Genomic DNA, 17394 nt, shown 5'->3' with positions numbered 1-17394 from the left:
CATTTCCTTTATAGTATTTTATTAGGTATCAGTGAGGTTTTTATTAAATAAAGTATTACCAAGCCCTTATCATTTTTCGACCAATCGAAATATAGACCTCTGTCAAGTTGGTCTAACAGCAAAAAGAAAGGAGACTGACCAATATGGCTAGTCTCCTTTCTTTTATAAAATTTCGCCCTATTATGATAAAGCTCAGTGTAGGCAAGTTTCATTAATCTTTCCATGTTACCTGCCATCCATATGACTGAAGTTTAAAGTATTTATTAAACTCCGCGACTACGGACTTTGCGTTCTCTTTCGATGTTGCATGAAATATAGTTATATCGACTATATTACAGTCTGAAATTTCCTCCAACCCTTTAAGTCTTGATGCATCTACTCCAATCTGCTTTAGACTCATACAATTTTTGAGTATTGTTAAATCTCCAACCGGATAAGTGAATTGCTTTAATTTCTTCAATTCTCCTATTACCTCTATATGTGATTCATCTATTGCACAGCTATCCGTCTCAAAAAACGTTAGATTCTTTAAACCTTTTAAGAATGATAAATGTGGTATAGTCACGTGTTTGAGCTCTAGTTTTATTAACTTACTAAGGTTTGAAATATAACGTAGGTCGCCAACCTCCATTTCTTCTAAACTTAGTTCCTTCAAATTTTTTATAGTTCCTATTAATCCCCTATCAATTGAGTTCATTCTACATAATCTCAAACTCTTTAATTTCTTTATATCTTTCAGTTTATGTATATCTTTTAATGGAAGTCCTATTAATGTTAGCTGCCTTAGCCCATCTAAAGAAACTAAGTACTCCAAATTAGACTCTTTAAAGGCTTCTGATCCTATCACAATTTCTGCTAAAGAAGGCAACCGTTTAAGTACATCGAAATTAGTAATTTCATCCGCATGTATAATAAGTTCTTTAAGATTAACCATATGGGTTAAAATATCCAAAGATATTGCTCCGTATTTTTGAGTTTGATCAGCTCTAATAAATACCATTATCTTTTTTTTCAATGTTTTTGAAGATACAAAACCACTCTCAACATCGTCTTTAAAATACTCTTCCCAAAATCCGCTTACAGGGATAAGGCTGTTCTCTTCGATATCCATTTTAGTCAAAGCCAAAATATCATCCAACAAACTTCCACTTTCACGGGATAATATGATTACATCATCTTCTTCACGAATACCAATACTACTATTTCTGAGGCTCGAATCGATAAATTCAAAGAAATGCCCCAAACTTTCCGCAATAACATATGAAAAACTAGAATTGTGATCTATCGTAATAATTTGCCCATAAACGCCCTTTTCTCCGGGGTCTAAATCAATTGCCAAATATGAGCCTCCACCATCTTCGGCAAAAGGAATCCAGCCTTCTCTGTAGTTCCCATCTTTTATTAAATCTGGTTTGCTGGATATAATATCGTATGCTGATTCCAAAAGGGACTTCCAGTTGCTTACTATCGATTCAATGTTCATCCAACCAAGACCAGCCATAACGCCAAAAATCTGCTCTCCTTCTCCATTAGAATTCATGTATAACTTTCTAAAATCTTCTGGAAATTTGCAGTTTATCATGCTCTCAAAAAGGTTTATTTCTGATTCCTCAACTGCTGGATTCAGTAATTCCTCTACATTTGGTATATGCGATTTTAATGTCTGGATAAGTAAACACTCTTCTTTTTCATTAACTAATGACATATAGTGGCCCCCATTCTACAGAATCATAATAGTTTCAGTAAACGTCCTTGGTTGATCATCAATCATTTTGTTATGAATCCTCTTCAACAGTTCCATCAATAATTAATTCTATCTTACATATGGAGCATCTATTTCCTGATTTAGCAATATCGTATCATGAATTTGTAAATATTGTTGTATTAAGTCATATTAAAAAACTAAGAGTCATCTTAGGGGTTAAACCCTATTTATGATACGTTTTCCCGCGTTTGAACTTCAAGTATCCTGCCCGTTTGCTGAATAAAGGCAGCCGATCACATTGACTGACCGGCTGCCTTATCGTGTTTATTGAGCTATCGTTACACGTCAGATCAATAAGAAAGAAAAACAGTATCCTCCTAATGTGACAGGAAAAAGCTTTACTTTGATCGTTGATACAAGGATCAGAAGGTTCTGAAGTTCAACGAATTAACAAGCACAAGAAACTTCTTTTAAATTTCGTATAGCAATAGCATTGAGTCGAAGCGCTTCGACAATTGAGTCTCTTATTGCTAACAATTCAAATCTTTCACGACTGCCAATAGGCAACCTGCAAAGTAATGCTTCAATTCTTCTAAGACTTTCTTTCAGAATCACTCTCTGCTTACGCAAAGCATTTAAAGCTCTTTGAATTTTTCTCTTCTCTGCAGCAGTCATAAACTACCACCTCTTTTCGATTGTGATAGTATATGAGATGCGAATTCTCTAGTTCTTGCTTGTACAATTTGGAAGCATAAAGATTGATTTTATTATTTTTTGCTAACTTCCATGATAGGAACGGTCCAATCGACATTGGTGTACAAACGGTTAACTACTGTACGTATTAATTGAAGCTGATTAGGGATTTTAGTAAGGCCAGCAGCACGGAACTGAAAAAAATTCTTTTTGTTATTTGACTGTGATTCAACGATTACGATATAACCATCTTTCCATCCGGACCCATCAGTAGAATATCCTCCTCGCCCTGACAGGGGATACTCTTTACCCTCAAGGTCTTTAAATATCCACTCACTGTTCATAAATTCATTTCTCAATCTTCCGCTAAAATGTAACGAACCTTCCTTCGCAGATCCATTGGTATTGGGAGGCGACTCCACAGTAAAATCATTTAACATGAGCTCATCTCCATCAAAATCAAAGGGAATCGGATGTTCCTTCAACTTAGAAGGCTCAAATTGCACGCTCGAACCATCCTTTTCAGGAACAAAATATCCATCGAACACAAAAGTATATGGCGTATCCTGGGGTAAATATTTAAATGTATAGCTCCAATGTATTAATCCAGGTTTATCACCGGGTGCCGAAGATCGTGACATTACACTATCCTTACTTGGTAATTTCCTCGCATTAACACTGTGAATCTCTTCTCCCGTGCTATCCTCAAAATGGAACTTCAGCCCCTGCTGCTTCCATAATTCACCTGGAGAACGACTCAATGCCTCTTCACTTAATTGAGTGTCAAATTCAAAACGAACACCTTGAACCATATGAGTTAGTCTTTTCAAAGTCACTGTTAAACCGTCCGGAGAAGTATAGCTACCCGTTAGGGGAGCTGAGGTTGTTTGTTGATTCGCTTTTGTCATATCCATCGAAAAACTGAAATTCCAATCTCCTTGTAAAATAGGAATATTTCTTCCCTTGCTTCCCAACTCAGTTATATGACCTTCGACTGTAATTTGATCGGCTTGCAATGGCTCCGAAAAATTAGCGATCATATAATAAAAATCGTTGGTAAATCCCATATCGTATAATTCTCCAACGACTTTTCCATGATCATCTTTAACTTCAATCTTATTACCTTCACCAAAACCCAAGCGATGTCTGTCATGTTTACCATCCGGTCCGAACAACTGTAGAGCGACAATCACACGAGTAGGATCTGCTACGGCTTCGTCAATTTTAATCGTATAGCCTTTATCCTTCACTTTTATATTAGGATGATCTACCAACCCAAATTCTTGCGCTCGCAAAAGGCCAATGTCAACATTATCTTTCACAAAAAGAGAACGTAAAGTCTCTGCCAATGTGGGTACAGAATATAAAATCACGGCACTCAGAACAACCAGTAGCAAAGCTGCTGTCATGGCTAATCTAAGTAACTTAAGAATCTTCGGATTCTTTCGCTTTATGTCAGGTACCGTTACTTTCTCTAGTACTACTGATTCTATTGAAGCCATAACTTGATCCGTAAAAGACTCTGGCAGTTTCTCCTCAAACAACGCTTGCGACCACTCCTCTTGTTCTTCCAATAGCATATGATAGATTAAGTTGCAATGGGTACAAGCAGCGATATGATCTACATTTTCAAAAGGTCGGGAGGTAGGTGTACTTAGGATGTATTGCTCGATCTCATATGGACTTAAGCACTTCATCGCTCTTCACCTCCTGGAGTGTCATGATTTGCTTCAATCGATGTTTCGCACGATAAAGGTCATTTTGAATTTTACTTATTGGGACCTCTAAGAGCGTACACATTTCTTCATAGCTTAAATCATTGGTGTAACGAAGCAGCAAAGCCATCCGATAATTAGGCGGCAGCTTCTGCATTAGGTGAAGCAGCTCTGTGCGATGCTCTGATCGAATGAATTCTTCCTCTGGATTATTTGAAAGGGAAAGTTCAACAAGATCGTCTGGTAGGCTTGCTGTAGGACGAGTTTTTTTCCAAAGATCCTTCAATAAATTAGTCGTGATGGTATACAGCCAAGCTGCAAAGTTTTTATCTAAATCATGTGAGGCCAGCTTACGATAAGCTTTAATAAATGTCTCCTGAGTGATGTCTTGAGCATCTTGGTGATCGGCTCCCATCCCTCTCAAAAGTCCATAAATTTTATTCTTATATCGATTCACAAGAAACGAATAGTCTTCTTTATGTCCATGCAGAACATTTTGAATCCATTGCCTCTCATCCTCTTTTTCAACTTTCGGCACATGTCCCTTCACCCTTAAGCCTCCTTGAAGCACGATACTGTATAGACGATCCCTATCAGAAAAACTCTCACTTTATACAAAAAAAAGTAGATCTTCAATTGTATTGAAGACCCACTCTGTTATCTAACCTCGAACTTGCCCCATCTGTAGCCCAAATAGGCTCACCCCAGTGCTAGTGATACAAGTCTACTCCAATATATAAGCTTTTCATCCTGCCCGTAAGCCCCAATACATTGAAATCCTAAAGGCATGTTATGAATAGTGGCTGAAGGAATGCTCACAGTTGGCGCTCCTGCGTATGACCATATGGCCGTCATTCCTGCCCATCCTGTCCGTGTCCCCCACAATGGAGCAGTTCCTGCTTGAGCGGGCGAGACCCAAATATCAATCCCCTCTGTCTTTTGAACATCCAGTAGATCATATCTCAATTTGATTTGTCCTCTACGATATCGCTCCAGTTCCTCCTCTTTGATGGTTTGACCTGATTCAATACCATCACGCATCGCAGTACCATAGCAATCTTTGTATTTTTCAAATCGTACGGCATGCACTTGAGCCATTTCCCCTTGTACTAACCTCAACATTCCATCCCCATAGATGAAACTATCTTCCCATGGCATCTTAACATTTTTTATGACGAAGCCTGCCTCTTCTAACTTCTTAATCTGGCTCCAAAAAGTATGTTTAGCGTCCTCTTCCAATAAAGTCATGAATACCCCTTCTGGAATACCAAGCACGGGTTTACGGTTAGCTTCGAAAGGCCTCCATTCCGAGATGAGTTCTGAAGAGACCCGCTCCATGCTAACCATATCCTGTGTGAAAAATCCCATCGTATCAAATGAAGGGGACATCAACTGAACACCATCCAAAGGGATACGTCCATAGCTTGGCTTAAATCCAACAACACCACAGAAAGAAGCAGGTGCCATAACAGAACGCAAACTTTGTGTACCTATCGCAAATGGACACATACCTGTGGCAACTGCCGCTGCAGACCCTGCACTAGAGCCGCCTGGTGTATGATCCAAATGATGAGGATTACGAGTTGGGAGATGCCCGGCATATGCGAACTCTTCGGTCACCGTTTTGCCTGTGAACCATACTCCTTTTTGCCGCAGCTTTTTAATAAAACTACCTTCTGAACGTGTTAATTCCTGTGGAGGAAGATTTGAACCGGCACGAGTGGGCAAACCGTCTATATGAATTAGATCCTTAACTCCTACTGGAACTCCGTATAATGATGGTTTTGGGAGCTCATGATAGGTTTGTCTTAGCTGCGCTACTTCACTCATGATTCTATCTGTTCTTTTCTCTTCCGATACAAAAGCATGGATGTGAGGCTCTAACTTATCATAACGATCTAAATGCTGATTAAGGAATAGCTCGAGTGATGAATCATTTGGCTCTAATCCTTGATGGAACTGCGTTAAAGAAGATGTATGGATATACATACCTAACCCCCTTCACAAATTACTAAACTAAGATCCCTCTGCTCTATGATTGTATTTATTTGGAATATCTTCATGTTAATCGTAGTCTTTTGCTAAGGCAAGAAGTTTAATCACAGCATAGAAGGCGCACATAATCACTGCAAAACCAGCGAATAAAAGAATATTCTCCACTTGGACTCTATCAGCTAGCGGACCAAATAGCGCCATCCCGAGTGGCAAAGCACATGAGTTCGTCACTTGAACAAGACTAAACACCCTACCTTGCATCTTCGGCTCCACATTCTGCTGCAACATCACTGTCAAAGGAGCGTTAAAGCAAGGCATCGTTACGCCTATCAACAAATTAAACAATAAATACATTGCAAACATAGGAGCGAAGCCAAGTCCAACCATCAGCAAACCGTAGAGAGCACATGCTATAATGTTGGTATGCATACGAGACTTAAAGCCGCTCCATGACGCTATCAGAAGCCCTCCAACTAACGCCCCTACGCTAAAAGTCATCTCACTTGCGGTCAATCTCCATACTTCTGGACCAAAGGATCGACTCACCATTAGAGGGGTTAAGAAGGCTGCTGGACTGATCAGTATCATTACGACAAATAAATAGATTAGTAATTGCTTAATAAAGACATGATCCTTTAGGTACTTAAATCCTTCCTTAATATCTTGTACATTCGATTTCTGAACCTCCTCCAACTTAGCATGAACTGGAATATCGATTATACACATCATACCAATTCCAATAATTGCAGTAATCACATCAATAAAAAAGGCAGTTTCTATGGTACTAATCGATAGAATCACGCCCCCTGCTGCTGGAGCTAGAAACATCATCAAGGATGAAATACTACTATTTACTCCATTCACCTTCATAAGCTGATCTTTTGGAACAATTTGAGGGATAAGTGCGTTCACAGCAGGAACCTGTATCCCCGTACCTGCCGCTCGGATCAGCAAAATTACATATAGCAACCCAATATATTTATAGCCCATCAAAAACATCACAGCGAGGATAAGAGTAGCGATCGCAATCATACCATCCGCTAGCATGATCATTTTTTTACGACTATAACGGTCGATCCATACCCCAGCAAACAGCGATATCGCCATCTGCGGGAGAAAGCCGCAGACGGTTGATATCGTCATCATCACCCCTGAAGAGGTAGTTAGAGTGATATACCAAATAATCGCATATTGAACCAGCGAGGAACCAAATAAAGATATGGTTTGAGCCGTTAGAAATAGGGTTATTTTTCTTTTCCAATTGTCATTCATGGTTTGCATTAGTACTTACTTCCTTTACTTCTGGTTTCATCTCCTATGTTAAGCACACGATCGACCCACCCTTGATAAAACTCTTCTTCATGAGAAACAAGAATAACAGTACCGCTAAATTGAATTAGAGCTTTCTTCAATGCGTCTTTCGTTTCAGCATCTAAGTGATTGGTCGGCTCATCCATAATTAGGAAGTTGTATGGTGAGAGCAGTAATCGGCACAACTTAACCTTAGACTGTTCTCCGCCGCTGAGCGTACGGATAGACTGTGTTACAAGGTTATCTTTAACCACACACTGTGCCAGATGACGACGTATTTCCTTTACAGTCAGTTTTGGATCATAAGCTGAAATCACCTGAATAGGTGTCATCATATCATCTTCCCAAGTTAAATCCTGCTCGAAGTAACCGACTTTAACTTGTTCTGCGAACTGAAACCTACCGGTTATCCCTTTGATTTCACCAACCAATGTTTTAAGCAATGTTGATTTCCCGATTCCATTGAACCCCGTAATCACCAGCTTTTGTTCGCCACGGATGGAGAACTTCAATTTAGGCAACAAAGGTTTATCGTAACCAACCACTAATTGATCCACTTTAAGCGCTACTTGTGACGTGCATGGGAGCTCTTTAAAGCGAATAGACGCTTTGGATACAAATGTTGGAGCTGCGATTCGTTCCAGCCTATCCAGCTGTTTCTGGCGACCACGGGCTATTTTGGAATTAACACCCGCACCGTTTTTTCGAATGAATTGCTCTGTAGTTTCTATTTTTTTCTGCTGTGCATGATATTGCCGGATATAACTCTCTCGCAAATGTTCCTTCTGCTTCACAAAATCCGAGTATTTACCGTGGTATTTTTTTATCGTTTCCCCCTCTATATCGCAAATGCTAGTGGATATTTTATCGAGAAAGGCATAGTTATGAGATACAACAATGAACGCTTGATTAAAGGCAATCAAATACTCAGCGAGCCAGTTAACATGTTCGGTATCTAGATAATTGGTTGGTTCGTCGAGTAATAGCACATCAGGTTGTTCAAGTAAAAGCTTGGCCAGTATAACTTTAGTCCGTTGCCCCCCGCTTAACTGCTCGATGGGACGGTCGATTCCAATCGCGTTGATCCCCAGACCCATAACCATCTTACTGATATTGCTCTCCATCGAATAATAGTCTAGCGCTTCTAATCGTTTCTGGTAGTCTGCTGCCTTTTGTAATAACGTTTCGTTGCCGGTTACAGAGCACTCTTCATAGAGCTCATTTATTTTTCGTTCTAGTTCGTATAATTCTGAGAACGCCTGTTTTAAATAATTATGAACCGTACAGTTTCCATCCATGACAGCATATTGATCGAGATGACCGATTGTAATATTGGGCTGCCACTTTATCATTCCATCATCCGGGATCACTTCCCCCGTCAAGATGCTAATCAACGTACTCTTACCCGTTCCGTTCTGTCCAACCACTCCTACATGCTCTCCCTTGTACAAATCCATAGAGACATTTTTGTATAGGACCTTATCGCCAAAAGCATGTGTCAAATTAGAAACCTCAAGTAAGTAAACTCATTTCCTTTTCCTCTTTTCTGAAATTAATTAAGAACGCAAAAAAAGCAGAAGACACTGCACCCTTTGGGCACAAGCCTTCTGCTTATCTGTACACGAATAGACGGCACAAACATATAAATGACAGTCTAGAAACTGAGCATTATAAACACAAAAGGCTGTAGACGAAAATTGTCTACAGCCTCTTAATCATTAACATCGAAAGATAGCATAACCAAATAAGCATGACATTTCACGCTAAATCGGACTAGCTATCATTCGATGATATAAAAGCAATACGCTTTTGATTAAGCTCCGGACAACGTTTCATCGTTTGTATCCGTTTGTTCGGAGCAGCCTCTGGTATATAACTTTACAGTTTCTACATGAATCATGTTAAACCATCCCTTCGTTTGGTAACAGTTTAAAACGCATGCCTAAACTTGTCAACCTAGAGCGGGAAATCATAATTATTTTTAGTCTCTAACAGTTGAATAACTTCTTTTGCCTTTTGTATCGCTTCTTCTAGAGAATAAATTAAACGATCTGTTACTGTGACAATATCTTCGAACTCTCCAGGTGTGTCTAATATTTCTTTGATGCTTAGTTCCTTTGATTGTTCTGCTGTATTTATTAATCTTAGAATAGCATTCATAGAATAGTGTGCTGCTCGCAATGTACGAATAATCTTCATTCTATTTAATTCTCGTTCTGTATAAAAGCGATAACCATTTGGTAGTCTGGGAACGGTTATTAAGCCATTTCTTTCCGAGTTCCTTAGGATTTCAGGTGTTAATTCCAATAATTGTGTGACTTCATTTCGATTATAAGTCTGATTAGACAATGACTCATTGCCACTGAGCCATTGTTCAACCAATTGAATGGCTTCTAAAGCTAGTCGGTATTCTTGTTCAAGATGAGCCAAATAGACCTGGGCTAGTTTAAAAGCCAGCTTGAAATCACCCTTCCCACTGGCTTCTGCAATAGCTCGTGCTTTAGCTCGACTATGACCTTGAATAATCTCACAATGAAAAGCGGTTCTAGCTACTTGAAGCTGAAATAAATGAAGCTCCGAAAATAATCGATATCCATTGTCTGCACGAGGCACTGGAGAGATATACTTCCACTCTTCATAAATGCGAACAGTATTCGGATGTACGTTAACAAGACTCGCTATTTCTTTGGTGCTATACATCCCTTCGCCTCCCTCACTTCCATTTAAAGAATTTGATGGCGCTGCCCAAACCAATCAATATACATAAGACAAGAATGATAATACTAAAGAATAAGTGCTGAATTGACTCTCCAATCGAAACTTGTTTAAGTAAATGAATACCATGTGAAAGCGGAAGAATATCCATTATCCATTGGAGAAAACGTGGCATAATTTCATATGGAATCGTAGCGCCAGAGAATAGAAGCATTGTGAAGTAGACCACTGAACTCCATAAATTTGCAGACTTTTGATCAGGCACGACACTGCCGATAGCAATCCCAACACTGTACATCGCACACACAACAAATGCATAAGTTATCAGAAAGACTCCCCATGAGCCTCTCATTTCATAATCAAATAATAAAGTATATACAGTAGTTACGCCAATAAATGAAACTAGTGCTGAGGATAATTGAATAACAACTTGAGCAAACAATATATGTACTGGGGATACGGGTGTTACTTGGAATCTTTTTAGAATTCCTCGATGACGATAGTCAGCAATGGTAAGCGGTACACCCATTACGCCAGTGGCGAGTACCCCAATACAAATAACTGCAGGGTAAGAGATTTCAAACATGGATGCTCCGCTGGCAGACACATCTTTACTCATGACATATCCAAAAAGAGTCGCCAAAATGATCGGGAGTAGGATCCCAAATATAAGTATATCCATACCTTTCCAAACAAGTTTGCCCTCTATTTTTAGTAGCGTCCAAAATAATTTCATACCCATTCCTCCTCACCTGCAAAATATAAATAGGCATCCTCTAATGTTGGTTGTCCACTAAGTGTAATAATTTCTTGAATGGAACCAAAGGCGACCGTTTTACCGTCTCTTAAAATGATTAGTTGATCGCAGAGAGCTTCTACTTCGTCCATGTAATGAGAGGTGAGTACAATCGATAGTCCGTTTTCTTTCATAGTTAAAAGCTGTTTCCATAACATCTTACGCGCTTTTGTATCAAGCCCCGTTGTTAATTCATCTAAAAAAACGAGCTGAGGATTAGGCAAGAGGGCTAACAAAACTGCTAATCGCTGCTTTTCACCGCCAGATAGCGATCTTACTAGCTGCTTTTTCTTTTCATGCAGTCCAAAGGTTATAAGTAAAGGATCGATAGCTTGTGGTTTTTTGTATAAAGCACGCCATTGGATACAAGCCTCTTCTACGGTTAGGCGATCTTGAAAATTCGTATCTTGGAATTGTACGCCAACGTTTTGGAACACTTCTTTTCGTTCTGTGAATGGCGATTTCCCAAGTACTTCGAGCATTTGAAATTCGCTTTTCTCGATCCCTAGAATTGCAGCAATACTCGAGGATTTACCCGCACCATTAGCTCCTAGCAAACCAATTACTTCTCCTTCACCTAAATGAAAGTTTAAATCCTGGACAGCAACTTTGTCTCCGTATCGTACAGAGAGATTTTTCACGGACAAAATCATAATCCCCACCTCATTTCAGATATTAGGTTTACACTATATCAAATGAAGTAAAGGCTGGTGGTTTATTGGAGGGTTTGTTTTTTGAAACAAAAAAAAGGAGGTTAGCTCATCTCATGAACTAACCATCCTCTGACAGATGAAAAATATTTCCGAAAAATCATTTTCTTTTTTTAACACCATTTATCCTAGTCCCTTGAGGGATTGAAATGAGCTGACTCTTTGATACACCGATAAGTTGAGAAGTATAAATACTCGAATGTCCGGAGAACAAATAACTCACTACACAAGCGATGAACATATAAATTGCACCTTCCGAACCAAACAGCTCAATTCCCATTAAAAAGCATGCGATAGGTGTGCTCGTAGCTCCGCAGAAAACAGCAATGAATCCGAGTGCAGCTAAAAAGGGACCATACACATGTAATATTCCAGCCAAAGCATTGCCTAATGTGGCTCCAATCGCAAACAACGGAGTAACTTCACCACCCTGAAATCCTGTTCCCAGGGTAAAAGCGGTGAAAATCAGCTTCCATAAAAAAGCGAACGGCGTTACATCTCCCTCAAAAGAATCCTTGATTAAAGGGATACCAAGTCCCAGATAGTCGCGTGACCCTACAACGAATACCAACGCTATGATAATTAAACCACCTACTGCTGCTTTTATCATCGGATTGCTAATCATGGCGGTGAAGGTTCTTTTTAGAAAATGAGTCAGTTCACTGAAAAGCATACTCACAAGACCAAAAATAACAGAAGCCAATACCACTTTTAGAATAATCATTACACTTAAGGCAGGAAACTCATTCACTACATAGTGAGTATGATGAACGCCCCACAATTGAGTGGTGACCAGATCACCAACAAAGCTGGCCACAAAACATGGAAGTAACGCTTGTTGGCTAATAAGTCCAATCGTTACCACTTCTAGACCAAATAAGGTTCCAGCTAGTGGTGTTCCGAAAATAGAGCCAAAGCCTCCGCTAATCCCGCACATTAACAATATTTTGCGATCCAGCGGACTGATTTTGATTAATTTCCCAAACCACTCCGCGAGGCTTCCTCCCATTTGTACTGCGGTTCCCTCACGTCCGGCAGATCCACCAAACAAATGAGTTACCAGTGTTCCGAACAATACTAAGGGTGCCATGCGTAAAGGAATGGTCTCTGTACCATCCTGAATTTGTTCTATGATAAGATTATTTCCTTTAGCGCTGTTTTTTCCATAACGCATATATAAGAAACTAACAAGGACTCCTCCAAGAGGCAGCAAATAAAGCAGCCACGGATGCTCTAGACGTACATCTGTTACATAATCTAAGCTTTTCAGAAAGAATGCCGAGGCAGTTCCCGATAAAAGTCCAACCACACTTCCGAGTACAATCCATTTGATAAACGTACTCCATAGTGCAAAATGACTTCTTTTCTTAGCGAATTCAACCCATCGTGCAGACCATTGATTCATTACGACAGCCTCCAAAATCAGTATAAAGCAGTCCCAACAACAAAACAGACTCCTACCAGTGAAGCTCACACTGGTAGGAGTCATTAGTCTCATGAGACGGTTGAGGCGAACTCCATCGCCTTGTTAGATATTATTCTTAGTCTTCAAACTCCACGTTATGATACACCTGTTGCACATCTTCCAAATCTTCTAAAGCATCAATCAGTTTTTCAAATTGAGCTTGTGCATCTTCAGGAAGTGTTACATAGTTCTGTGGAAGCATGTTTAATTCTGCTACAGTAAATTCGGTAATTCCAGCATTTCTGAATACTTCTTGTACGGCATGGAACTGATCAGGCTCAGCATATACGATAACTGCTTCGTCCTCTTCCAGTACATCACGTACATCAAGCTCTGCTTCGAACATCATCTCAATCACTTCATCAGCGGTTTTACCTTCCACACCGATAACAGCCGTTGAGTCAAACATATAGGCTACTGATCCGCTGACACCCATATTTCCGCCATTCTTACTAAATGTAGAACGAATCAAAGGTGCTGTACGATTAACGTTATTCGTAAGCGCATCGACGATAATCATCGAACCGTTAGGTCCAAACCCTTCGTAACGAAGGTCTTCATAATTCTCATCACCGCTGCCTTTGGCTTTATCCATTGCGCGGTCGATAATCGCTTTTGGTACATTGTAAGTTTTTGCACGTTCTAATACAACCTTCAGTGCCCGGTTTGCTTCTGGATCGGGTTCACCTTTCTTGGCTGCTACATAAATCTCAACACCAAACTTAGCATAAACGCGACTTGTGTTGGCGTCTTTGGAGGCTTTCTTTTCCTTAATATTATTCCACTTACGACCCATATTGTTCCCGCTCTCTTTCAACATGAATTAAAAACAATTGTTACTTATTATACCCTTGATTAATAGCTCTAGTAAAGTGCGCTGCTAGGTTAATCCTCTAAGCTGTCACAATACACTCATAAAAAAGGCTCCTGAATCGATCAGGAGCCTGCTAGTATTTATCAAATCAATGCCAAATTTCATCCGCAATCTCTTTAATAAATTGCAGTTTGTCCCACTGTTGCTGATCTGTCAAATGGTTTCCTTCTTCTGTAGAAGCAAAACCGCATTGTGGGCTTAGACATAGCTGATTGATGTTAACATACTGTGACGCTTCTTTAATACGCTCCACGATTTCTTCTTTATTCTCAAGCTCACCGGTCTTCGAGCTGAACAATCCTAGAACGACCTGTTGATCCTTGATAAATCTTAATGGTGCGAAATCACCTGCCCGATCCGTATCAAACTCCAGATAGAACCCATCAACATCCACAGTTCCGAATAACACTTCTGCGATTGGCTCGTATCCACCGGAAGCTGCCCATGTAGAAGCATAGTTTCCACGGCATACATGCATGGTAATGACCATATCAGCAGGATGATCCTTAATCGCTTCATTATTTACGAATGCATACAACTTAGCAATTTCGTTAACATTTACACCCTCTTTTTGTCGCGCTTCCCAATATCCTTTGTCACAGAGCATCCCCCATGTGCAATCGTCCAACTGAAGATTTCGACAACCCGCCTCATAGAAGTCGCGAATCACTTCACGATATGCTGCGGCAATATCAGCAACTAGTTCATCTTGGTTATCGTAAACAGCTACAGTGGTCTGGTGATTCCGTTGAAGCTCAGCAAGAAATTGTGCAGGAGAGGGAATCGTTTGACGCGCAACTACATCGTTACCGGCAACGCTAGCCAGTTGTCTGTAATCTGCGATCATTGGATGATTCGTACCGCGAATCTTGCCAGATAGGATTGCCGTTTCCGCTCTTGTCTCAATGCCATTGAATAAATAGCCTTCTTTGCTGACTTTCTTAGCTACGCCTTCCAGACCCCACATGAAGTCTAAATGCCACCAAGAACGGCGGAATTCACCGTCCGTTACTCCTTTTAAACCTACATCTTTTTGCTTTTTCACGACTCTGGCAATCTCCGTATCTTCAACCTTGCGCAATTCGTCTGCCGTGATTTCATTGTTTTGAAATTGAACGCGAGCCCTCTTAATAGTTTCCGGGCGTAAGAAGCTACCTACTATATCAACTCTGAAGGGTACTTCCGTTCTTTGCGTTCCTGTTTGAATGGTACTCATGGGGCCGACCTCCTTGATTCTCTGTGCTTGTTCTGTTGCATTCACTATAGCACTTCATCATCTAAGGCTGGTAACTCCTAAAAACTATGGCCTACCATAAGCTTACGCTATAGCAGGCCATCAGATTTACGTATTTTTACTTAAACCCAAATTTCTTGGGCGGTTTCGATTACGAGACGTATTTTATCCCACTGCTCTTCTTCGGTTAGAATATTCCCTTCCTCGGTTGAAGCAAATCCACATTGAGTACTTAGGCAAAGCTTCTCAATATCAACATATTGTGCCGCTTCTTCAATACGCGCTTTGAGCTGTTCTTTGCTCTCAAGACCCCCATGTTTCGTAGTTACTAGTCCCAACACTACAAATTGATCTTTAATAAAGCGTAAGGGCTCAAAATCACCCGCCCGCTCATTATCATACTCCAAGAAGAAGGCATCCACTTTAGTATTCGAAAAAAGCTCTTTAGCCACAGGCTCATAACCACCAGCAGCGAACCATGTAGAACGAAAATTGCCTCGGCATACGTGAAGTGCTATTGTCATGTCCTGCGGACGATTGGCAATGCTCTCGTTAATCAGCCTAACATAATCCTTAGCCAATTGATCTGGATCTGTACCTCTGCTGCGTAAATGCGCCCGATGTCTGCCACTACACAGTGTTCCCCAAGTTGTATCGTCTAACTGGAGGTAACGGCAGCCCGCATCATAGAACGCTTGGATTGCAGTTCGGTAAACAGCAATAATATCTTGAAATAACGTTTCCTGATCCGGATAAACCTCATTCCCGTTAAACTCCTCCACAAAATGAAATAAAGCGGGTGAAGGTATCGTCATTTTCGGAATTCGGTCTCCAGCCATTTGCTTCAAAGCGATAAATTGCTCGATCATCGGATGATTTTCAAAGGCAATTCGGTCCACAATTCGAAAAGATTCCGCGCGCTGAGCCGCTTCCGCTCTTCCTTGATTCAAGTTAATCTTTTCTGTCCCTTTAATCCCTACAAAAAAATCAAGATGCCACCAGGAACGGCGGAATTCCCCATCTGTGACCGCCAATAAACCCACTTCTTTTTCTTGTTCCAGAAGTTTGGCGATTTCAATATTCTCAATTTCATGAAGCTGACTGCCCGTGATTTCACCATTGTCATATTGGAGGCGGGCTGCTTTTATCTCATCCGTGCGTAAGAAGCTGCCAACGATATCGTAGCGAAAGGGTGGAGCATTTCTCTGGGTGCCAATTACGGGTCTAATCATACCGATCCTCCTACTGCTATAGTAAAAAATGATTTAGATCAAAATAACTTCCTGAAACCAGGTCATTCAAAATCTCGATATACTTAGATGCCATTACACTCGGTCTACGATCTTTATGCGCTATCCAGCCAACCGTAAATACTTCATTGCTCTCAAAAGGAATCGTCTTCAGGCCATCACCATTTAGATCAGACGCCAGAATTCCTGTGCCAACCGTATAGCAATCCGTACCCATTAATAAATTGGTCAGTGTCGCTCGGTCATTCACCTTGATATTCTTCTCAATTTGTGAAAAGCTTAACATTTCCTCTGAGAAATGCAGTGAATTGTTCTCACCCTGTTCAAAAGTGATATAAGGGAACGGTACAATATCATCCTGAGTAATAACTTCCTTACGAGCCAGCGGATGTCCGGTTCGAACATAAAGATGCGGATCCGTATTAAAAAGCGGTGTGAATTTCAGATTGCCGTCACTAAACAGTTTATTCATATGCTTATAGTTACTCTCGTTAATATAAAGAATTCCTAAATCACTGCGCAATGTACGTACATCCTCGATAATCTCGTAGGTTTGCGTCTCTCTCAAGCTAAAATTGTATTCCGAGACGTCATTCTGCTTCATGAGATTTACAAAGGCGTCAACCACAAAGGCGTAGTGCTGCGTAGAGATGGAAAAATAGATCGGACTACGCTTTTTCCCAGTATAACGATTCTCCATAAGCTCCGTCTGTTCAATAATTTGGCGAGCATAACCTAGGAATTCCATCCCCTCTACGGAAATACTGATCCCACGGTTGGTCCGCTCAAAAATCGTAATTCCCAGTTCACTTTCTAACTCTTTAATGGCATTGGACAGGCTCGGTTGAGAGACAAAAAGCTTCTTTGCCGCCTCATTCATGGAGCCACTATTTGCAATTTCGATAGCGTAGCGGAGTTGTTGCAACGTCAC

Annotated in this window: 15 protein-coding genes and 1 riboswitch; all 15 genes read right to left on the bottom strand. The window is 40.5% G+C overall.

The genetic code is table 11. The features are described 5' to 3' along the window. Positions 1-211: 211 nt before the first annotated feature. The 15 genes from NSU15_RS14490 to NSU15_RS14420 all read right to left on the bottom strand — a co-directional run bounded on the left by NSU15_RS14490 (position 212) and on the right by NSU15_RS14420 (position 17394). Positions 212-1705 (bottom strand): SMI1/KNR4 family protein, encoded by a 1494-nt coding sequence (locus NSU15_RS14490; protein WP_339291020.1) that lies wholly within the window; start codon positions 1703-1705, stop codon positions 212-214. A 447-nt stretch (positions 1706-2152) separates the two neighbouring features. Then, on the bottom strand, positions 2153-2380 hold the full coding sequence (locus NSU15_RS14485) for a hypothetical protein (RefSeq protein WP_076118500.1): 228 nt from the start codon (positions 2378-2380) through the stop codon (positions 2153-2155). 92 nt (positions 2381-2472) lie between these two features. After that, complete coding sequence (locus NSU15_RS14480; RefSeq protein WP_339291017.1) at positions 2473-4095, bottom strand: DUF4179 domain-containing protein; 1623 nt, start codon at positions 4093-4095, stop codon at positions 2473-2475. Next, the gene (locus tag NSU15_RS14475; RefSeq protein WP_339291015.1) at positions 4073-4663 is read right to left on the bottom strand and encodes a sigma-70 family RNA polymerase sigma factor; all 591 of its coding nucleotides are present in this window, start codon (positions 4661-4663) and stop codon (positions 4073-4075) included. The genes NSU15_RS14480 and NSU15_RS14475 overlap by 23 nt, the downstream gene beginning before the upstream one ends. A gap of 149 nt (positions 4664-4812) precedes the next feature. Beyond that, positions 4813-6102 carry an amidase gene (locus tag NSU15_RS14470; RefSeq protein ID WP_339291013.1) on the bottom strand — a complete coding sequence of 430 codons (1290 nt, stop codon included), beginning with the start codon at positions 6100-6102 and terminating at the stop codon, positions 4813-4815. Between the two features lie 75 nt (positions 6103-6177). Beyond that, the gene (locus tag NSU15_RS14465; RefSeq protein ID WP_076118492.1) at positions 6178-7389 is read right to left on the bottom strand and encodes an MFS transporter; all 1212 of its coding nucleotides are present in this window, start codon (positions 7387-7389) and stop codon (positions 6178-6180) included. Next, positions 7389-8921, bottom strand: a complete 1533-nt coding sequence (locus NSU15_RS14460; RefSeq protein ID WP_339291011.1) for an ABC-F family ATP-binding cassette domain-containing protein — start codon at positions 8919-8921, stop codon at positions 7389-7391. The genes NSU15_RS14465 and NSU15_RS14460 overlap by 1 nt, the downstream gene beginning before the upstream one ends. 454 nt (positions 8922-9375) lie before the next feature. Continuing rightward, positions 9376-10119, bottom strand: coding sequence for a MerR family transcriptional regulator (locus tag NSU15_RS14455; protein WP_339291009.1), 744 nt, complete (start codon positions 10117-10119; stop codon positions 9376-9378). Between the two features lie 13 nt (positions 10120-10132). Continuing rightward, entirely contained in the window at positions 10133-10870 is a 738-nt protein-coding gene (locus tag NSU15_RS14450; RefSeq protein WP_042127519.1) for an ABC transporter permease, read from the bottom strand. Further along, complete coding sequence (locus NSU15_RS14445) at positions 10867-11583, bottom strand: ABC transporter ATP-binding protein (RefSeq protein WP_339291008.1); 717 nt, start codon at positions 11581-11583, stop codon at positions 10867-10869. The genes NSU15_RS14450 and NSU15_RS14445 overlap by 4 nt, the downstream gene beginning before the upstream one ends. A 157-nt stretch (positions 11584-11740) precedes the next feature. After that, entirely contained in the window at positions 11741-13045 is a 1305-nt protein-coding gene (locus NSU15_RS14440) for a voltage-gated chloride channel family protein (protein WP_339291007.1), read from the bottom strand. A 67-nt stretch (positions 13046-13112) separates the two neighbouring features. Then, a riboswitch (Fluoride riboswitch) is annotated at positions 13113-13174 on the bottom strand. Positions 13175-13181: 7 nt separating this feature from the next. Further along, complete coding sequence (locus NSU15_RS14435) at positions 13182-13901, bottom strand: YebC/PmpR family DNA-binding transcriptional regulator (protein WP_042127514.1); 720 nt, start codon at positions 13899-13901, stop codon at positions 13182-13184. Between the two features lie 166 nt (positions 13902-14067). After that, positions 14068-15195, bottom strand: a complete 1128-nt coding sequence (locus NSU15_RS14430; RefSeq protein WP_339291006.1) for a 5-methyltetrahydropteroyltriglutamate--homocysteine S-methyltransferase — start codon at positions 15193-15195, stop codon at positions 14068-14070. 140 nt (positions 15196-15335) lie between these two features. Beyond that, complete coding sequence (locus tag NSU15_RS14425) at positions 15336-16445, bottom strand: 5-methyltetrahydropteroyltriglutamate--homocysteine S-methyltransferase (protein ID WP_076118479.1); 1110 nt, start codon at positions 16443-16445, stop codon at positions 15336-15338. 16 nt (positions 16446-16461) lie between these two features. Then, positions 16462-17394, bottom strand: a complete 933-nt coding sequence (locus NSU15_RS14420) for a LysR family transcriptional regulator (protein WP_042127507.1) — start codon at positions 17392-17394, stop codon at positions 16462-16464.

This window comes from Paenibacillus sp. FSL E2-0201, from assembly GCF_037963325.1.
In the GTDB taxonomy this organism is placed as follows: domain Bacteria; phylum Bacillota; class Bacilli; order Paenibacillales; family Paenibacillaceae; genus Paenibacillus_AQ.
The sequence above is the reverse complement of the archived record's forward strand: the minus strand, read 5'-3'. Positions and strand labels throughout refer to the sequence as shown.

Excerpts from the sequence above, each read along its gene's own strand:
- NSU15_RS14490 (WP_339291020.1), bottom strand. The coding sequence starts at position 1,705 with ATGTCATTAGTTAATGAAAAAGAAGAGTGTTTACTTATCCAGACATTA.
- NSU15_RS14485 (WP_076118500.1), bottom strand. The coding sequence starts at position 2,380 with ATGACTGCTGCAGAGAAGAGAAAAATTCAAAGAGCTTTAAATGCTTTG.
- NSU15_RS14480 (WP_339291017.1), bottom strand. The coding sequence starts at position 4,095 with ATGAAGTGCTTAAGTCCATATGAGATCGAGCAATACATCCTAAGTACA.
- NSU15_RS14470 (WP_339291013.1), bottom strand. The coding sequence starts at position 6,102 with ATGTATATCCATACATCTTCTTTAACGCAGTTCCATCAAGGATTAGAG.
- NSU15_RS14465 (WP_076118492.1), bottom strand. The coding sequence starts at position 7,389 with ATGCAAACCATGAATGACAATTGGAAAAGAAAAATAACCCTATTTCTA.
- NSU15_RS14455 (WP_339291009.1), bottom strand. The coding sequence starts at position 10,119 with ATGTATAGCACCAAAGAAATAGCGAGTCTTGTTAACGTACATCCGAAT.
- NSU15_RS14450 (WP_042127519.1), bottom strand. The coding sequence starts at position 10,870 with ATGAAATTATTTTGGACGCTACTAAAAATAGAGGGCAAACTTGTTTGG.
- NSU15_RS14445 (WP_339291008.1), bottom strand. The coding sequence starts at position 11,583 with ATGATTTTGTCCGTGAAAAATCTCTCTGTACGATACGGAGACAAAGTT.
- NSU15_RS14440 (WP_339291007.1), bottom strand. The coding sequence starts at position 13,045 with ATGAATCAATGGTCTGCACGATGGGTTGAATTCGCTAAGAAAAGAAGT.
- NSU15_RS14435 (WP_042127514.1), bottom strand. The coding sequence starts at position 13,901 with ATGGGTCGTAAGTGGAATAATATTAAGGAAAAGAAAGCCTCCAAAGAC.
- NSU15_RS14430 (WP_339291006.1), bottom strand. The coding sequence starts at position 15,195 with ATGAGTACCATTCAAACAGGAACGCAAAGAACGGAAGTACCCTTCAGA.
- NSU15_RS14425 (WP_076118479.1), bottom strand. The coding sequence starts at position 16,445 with ATGATTAGACCCGTAATTGGCACCCAGAGAAATGCTCCACCCTTTCGC.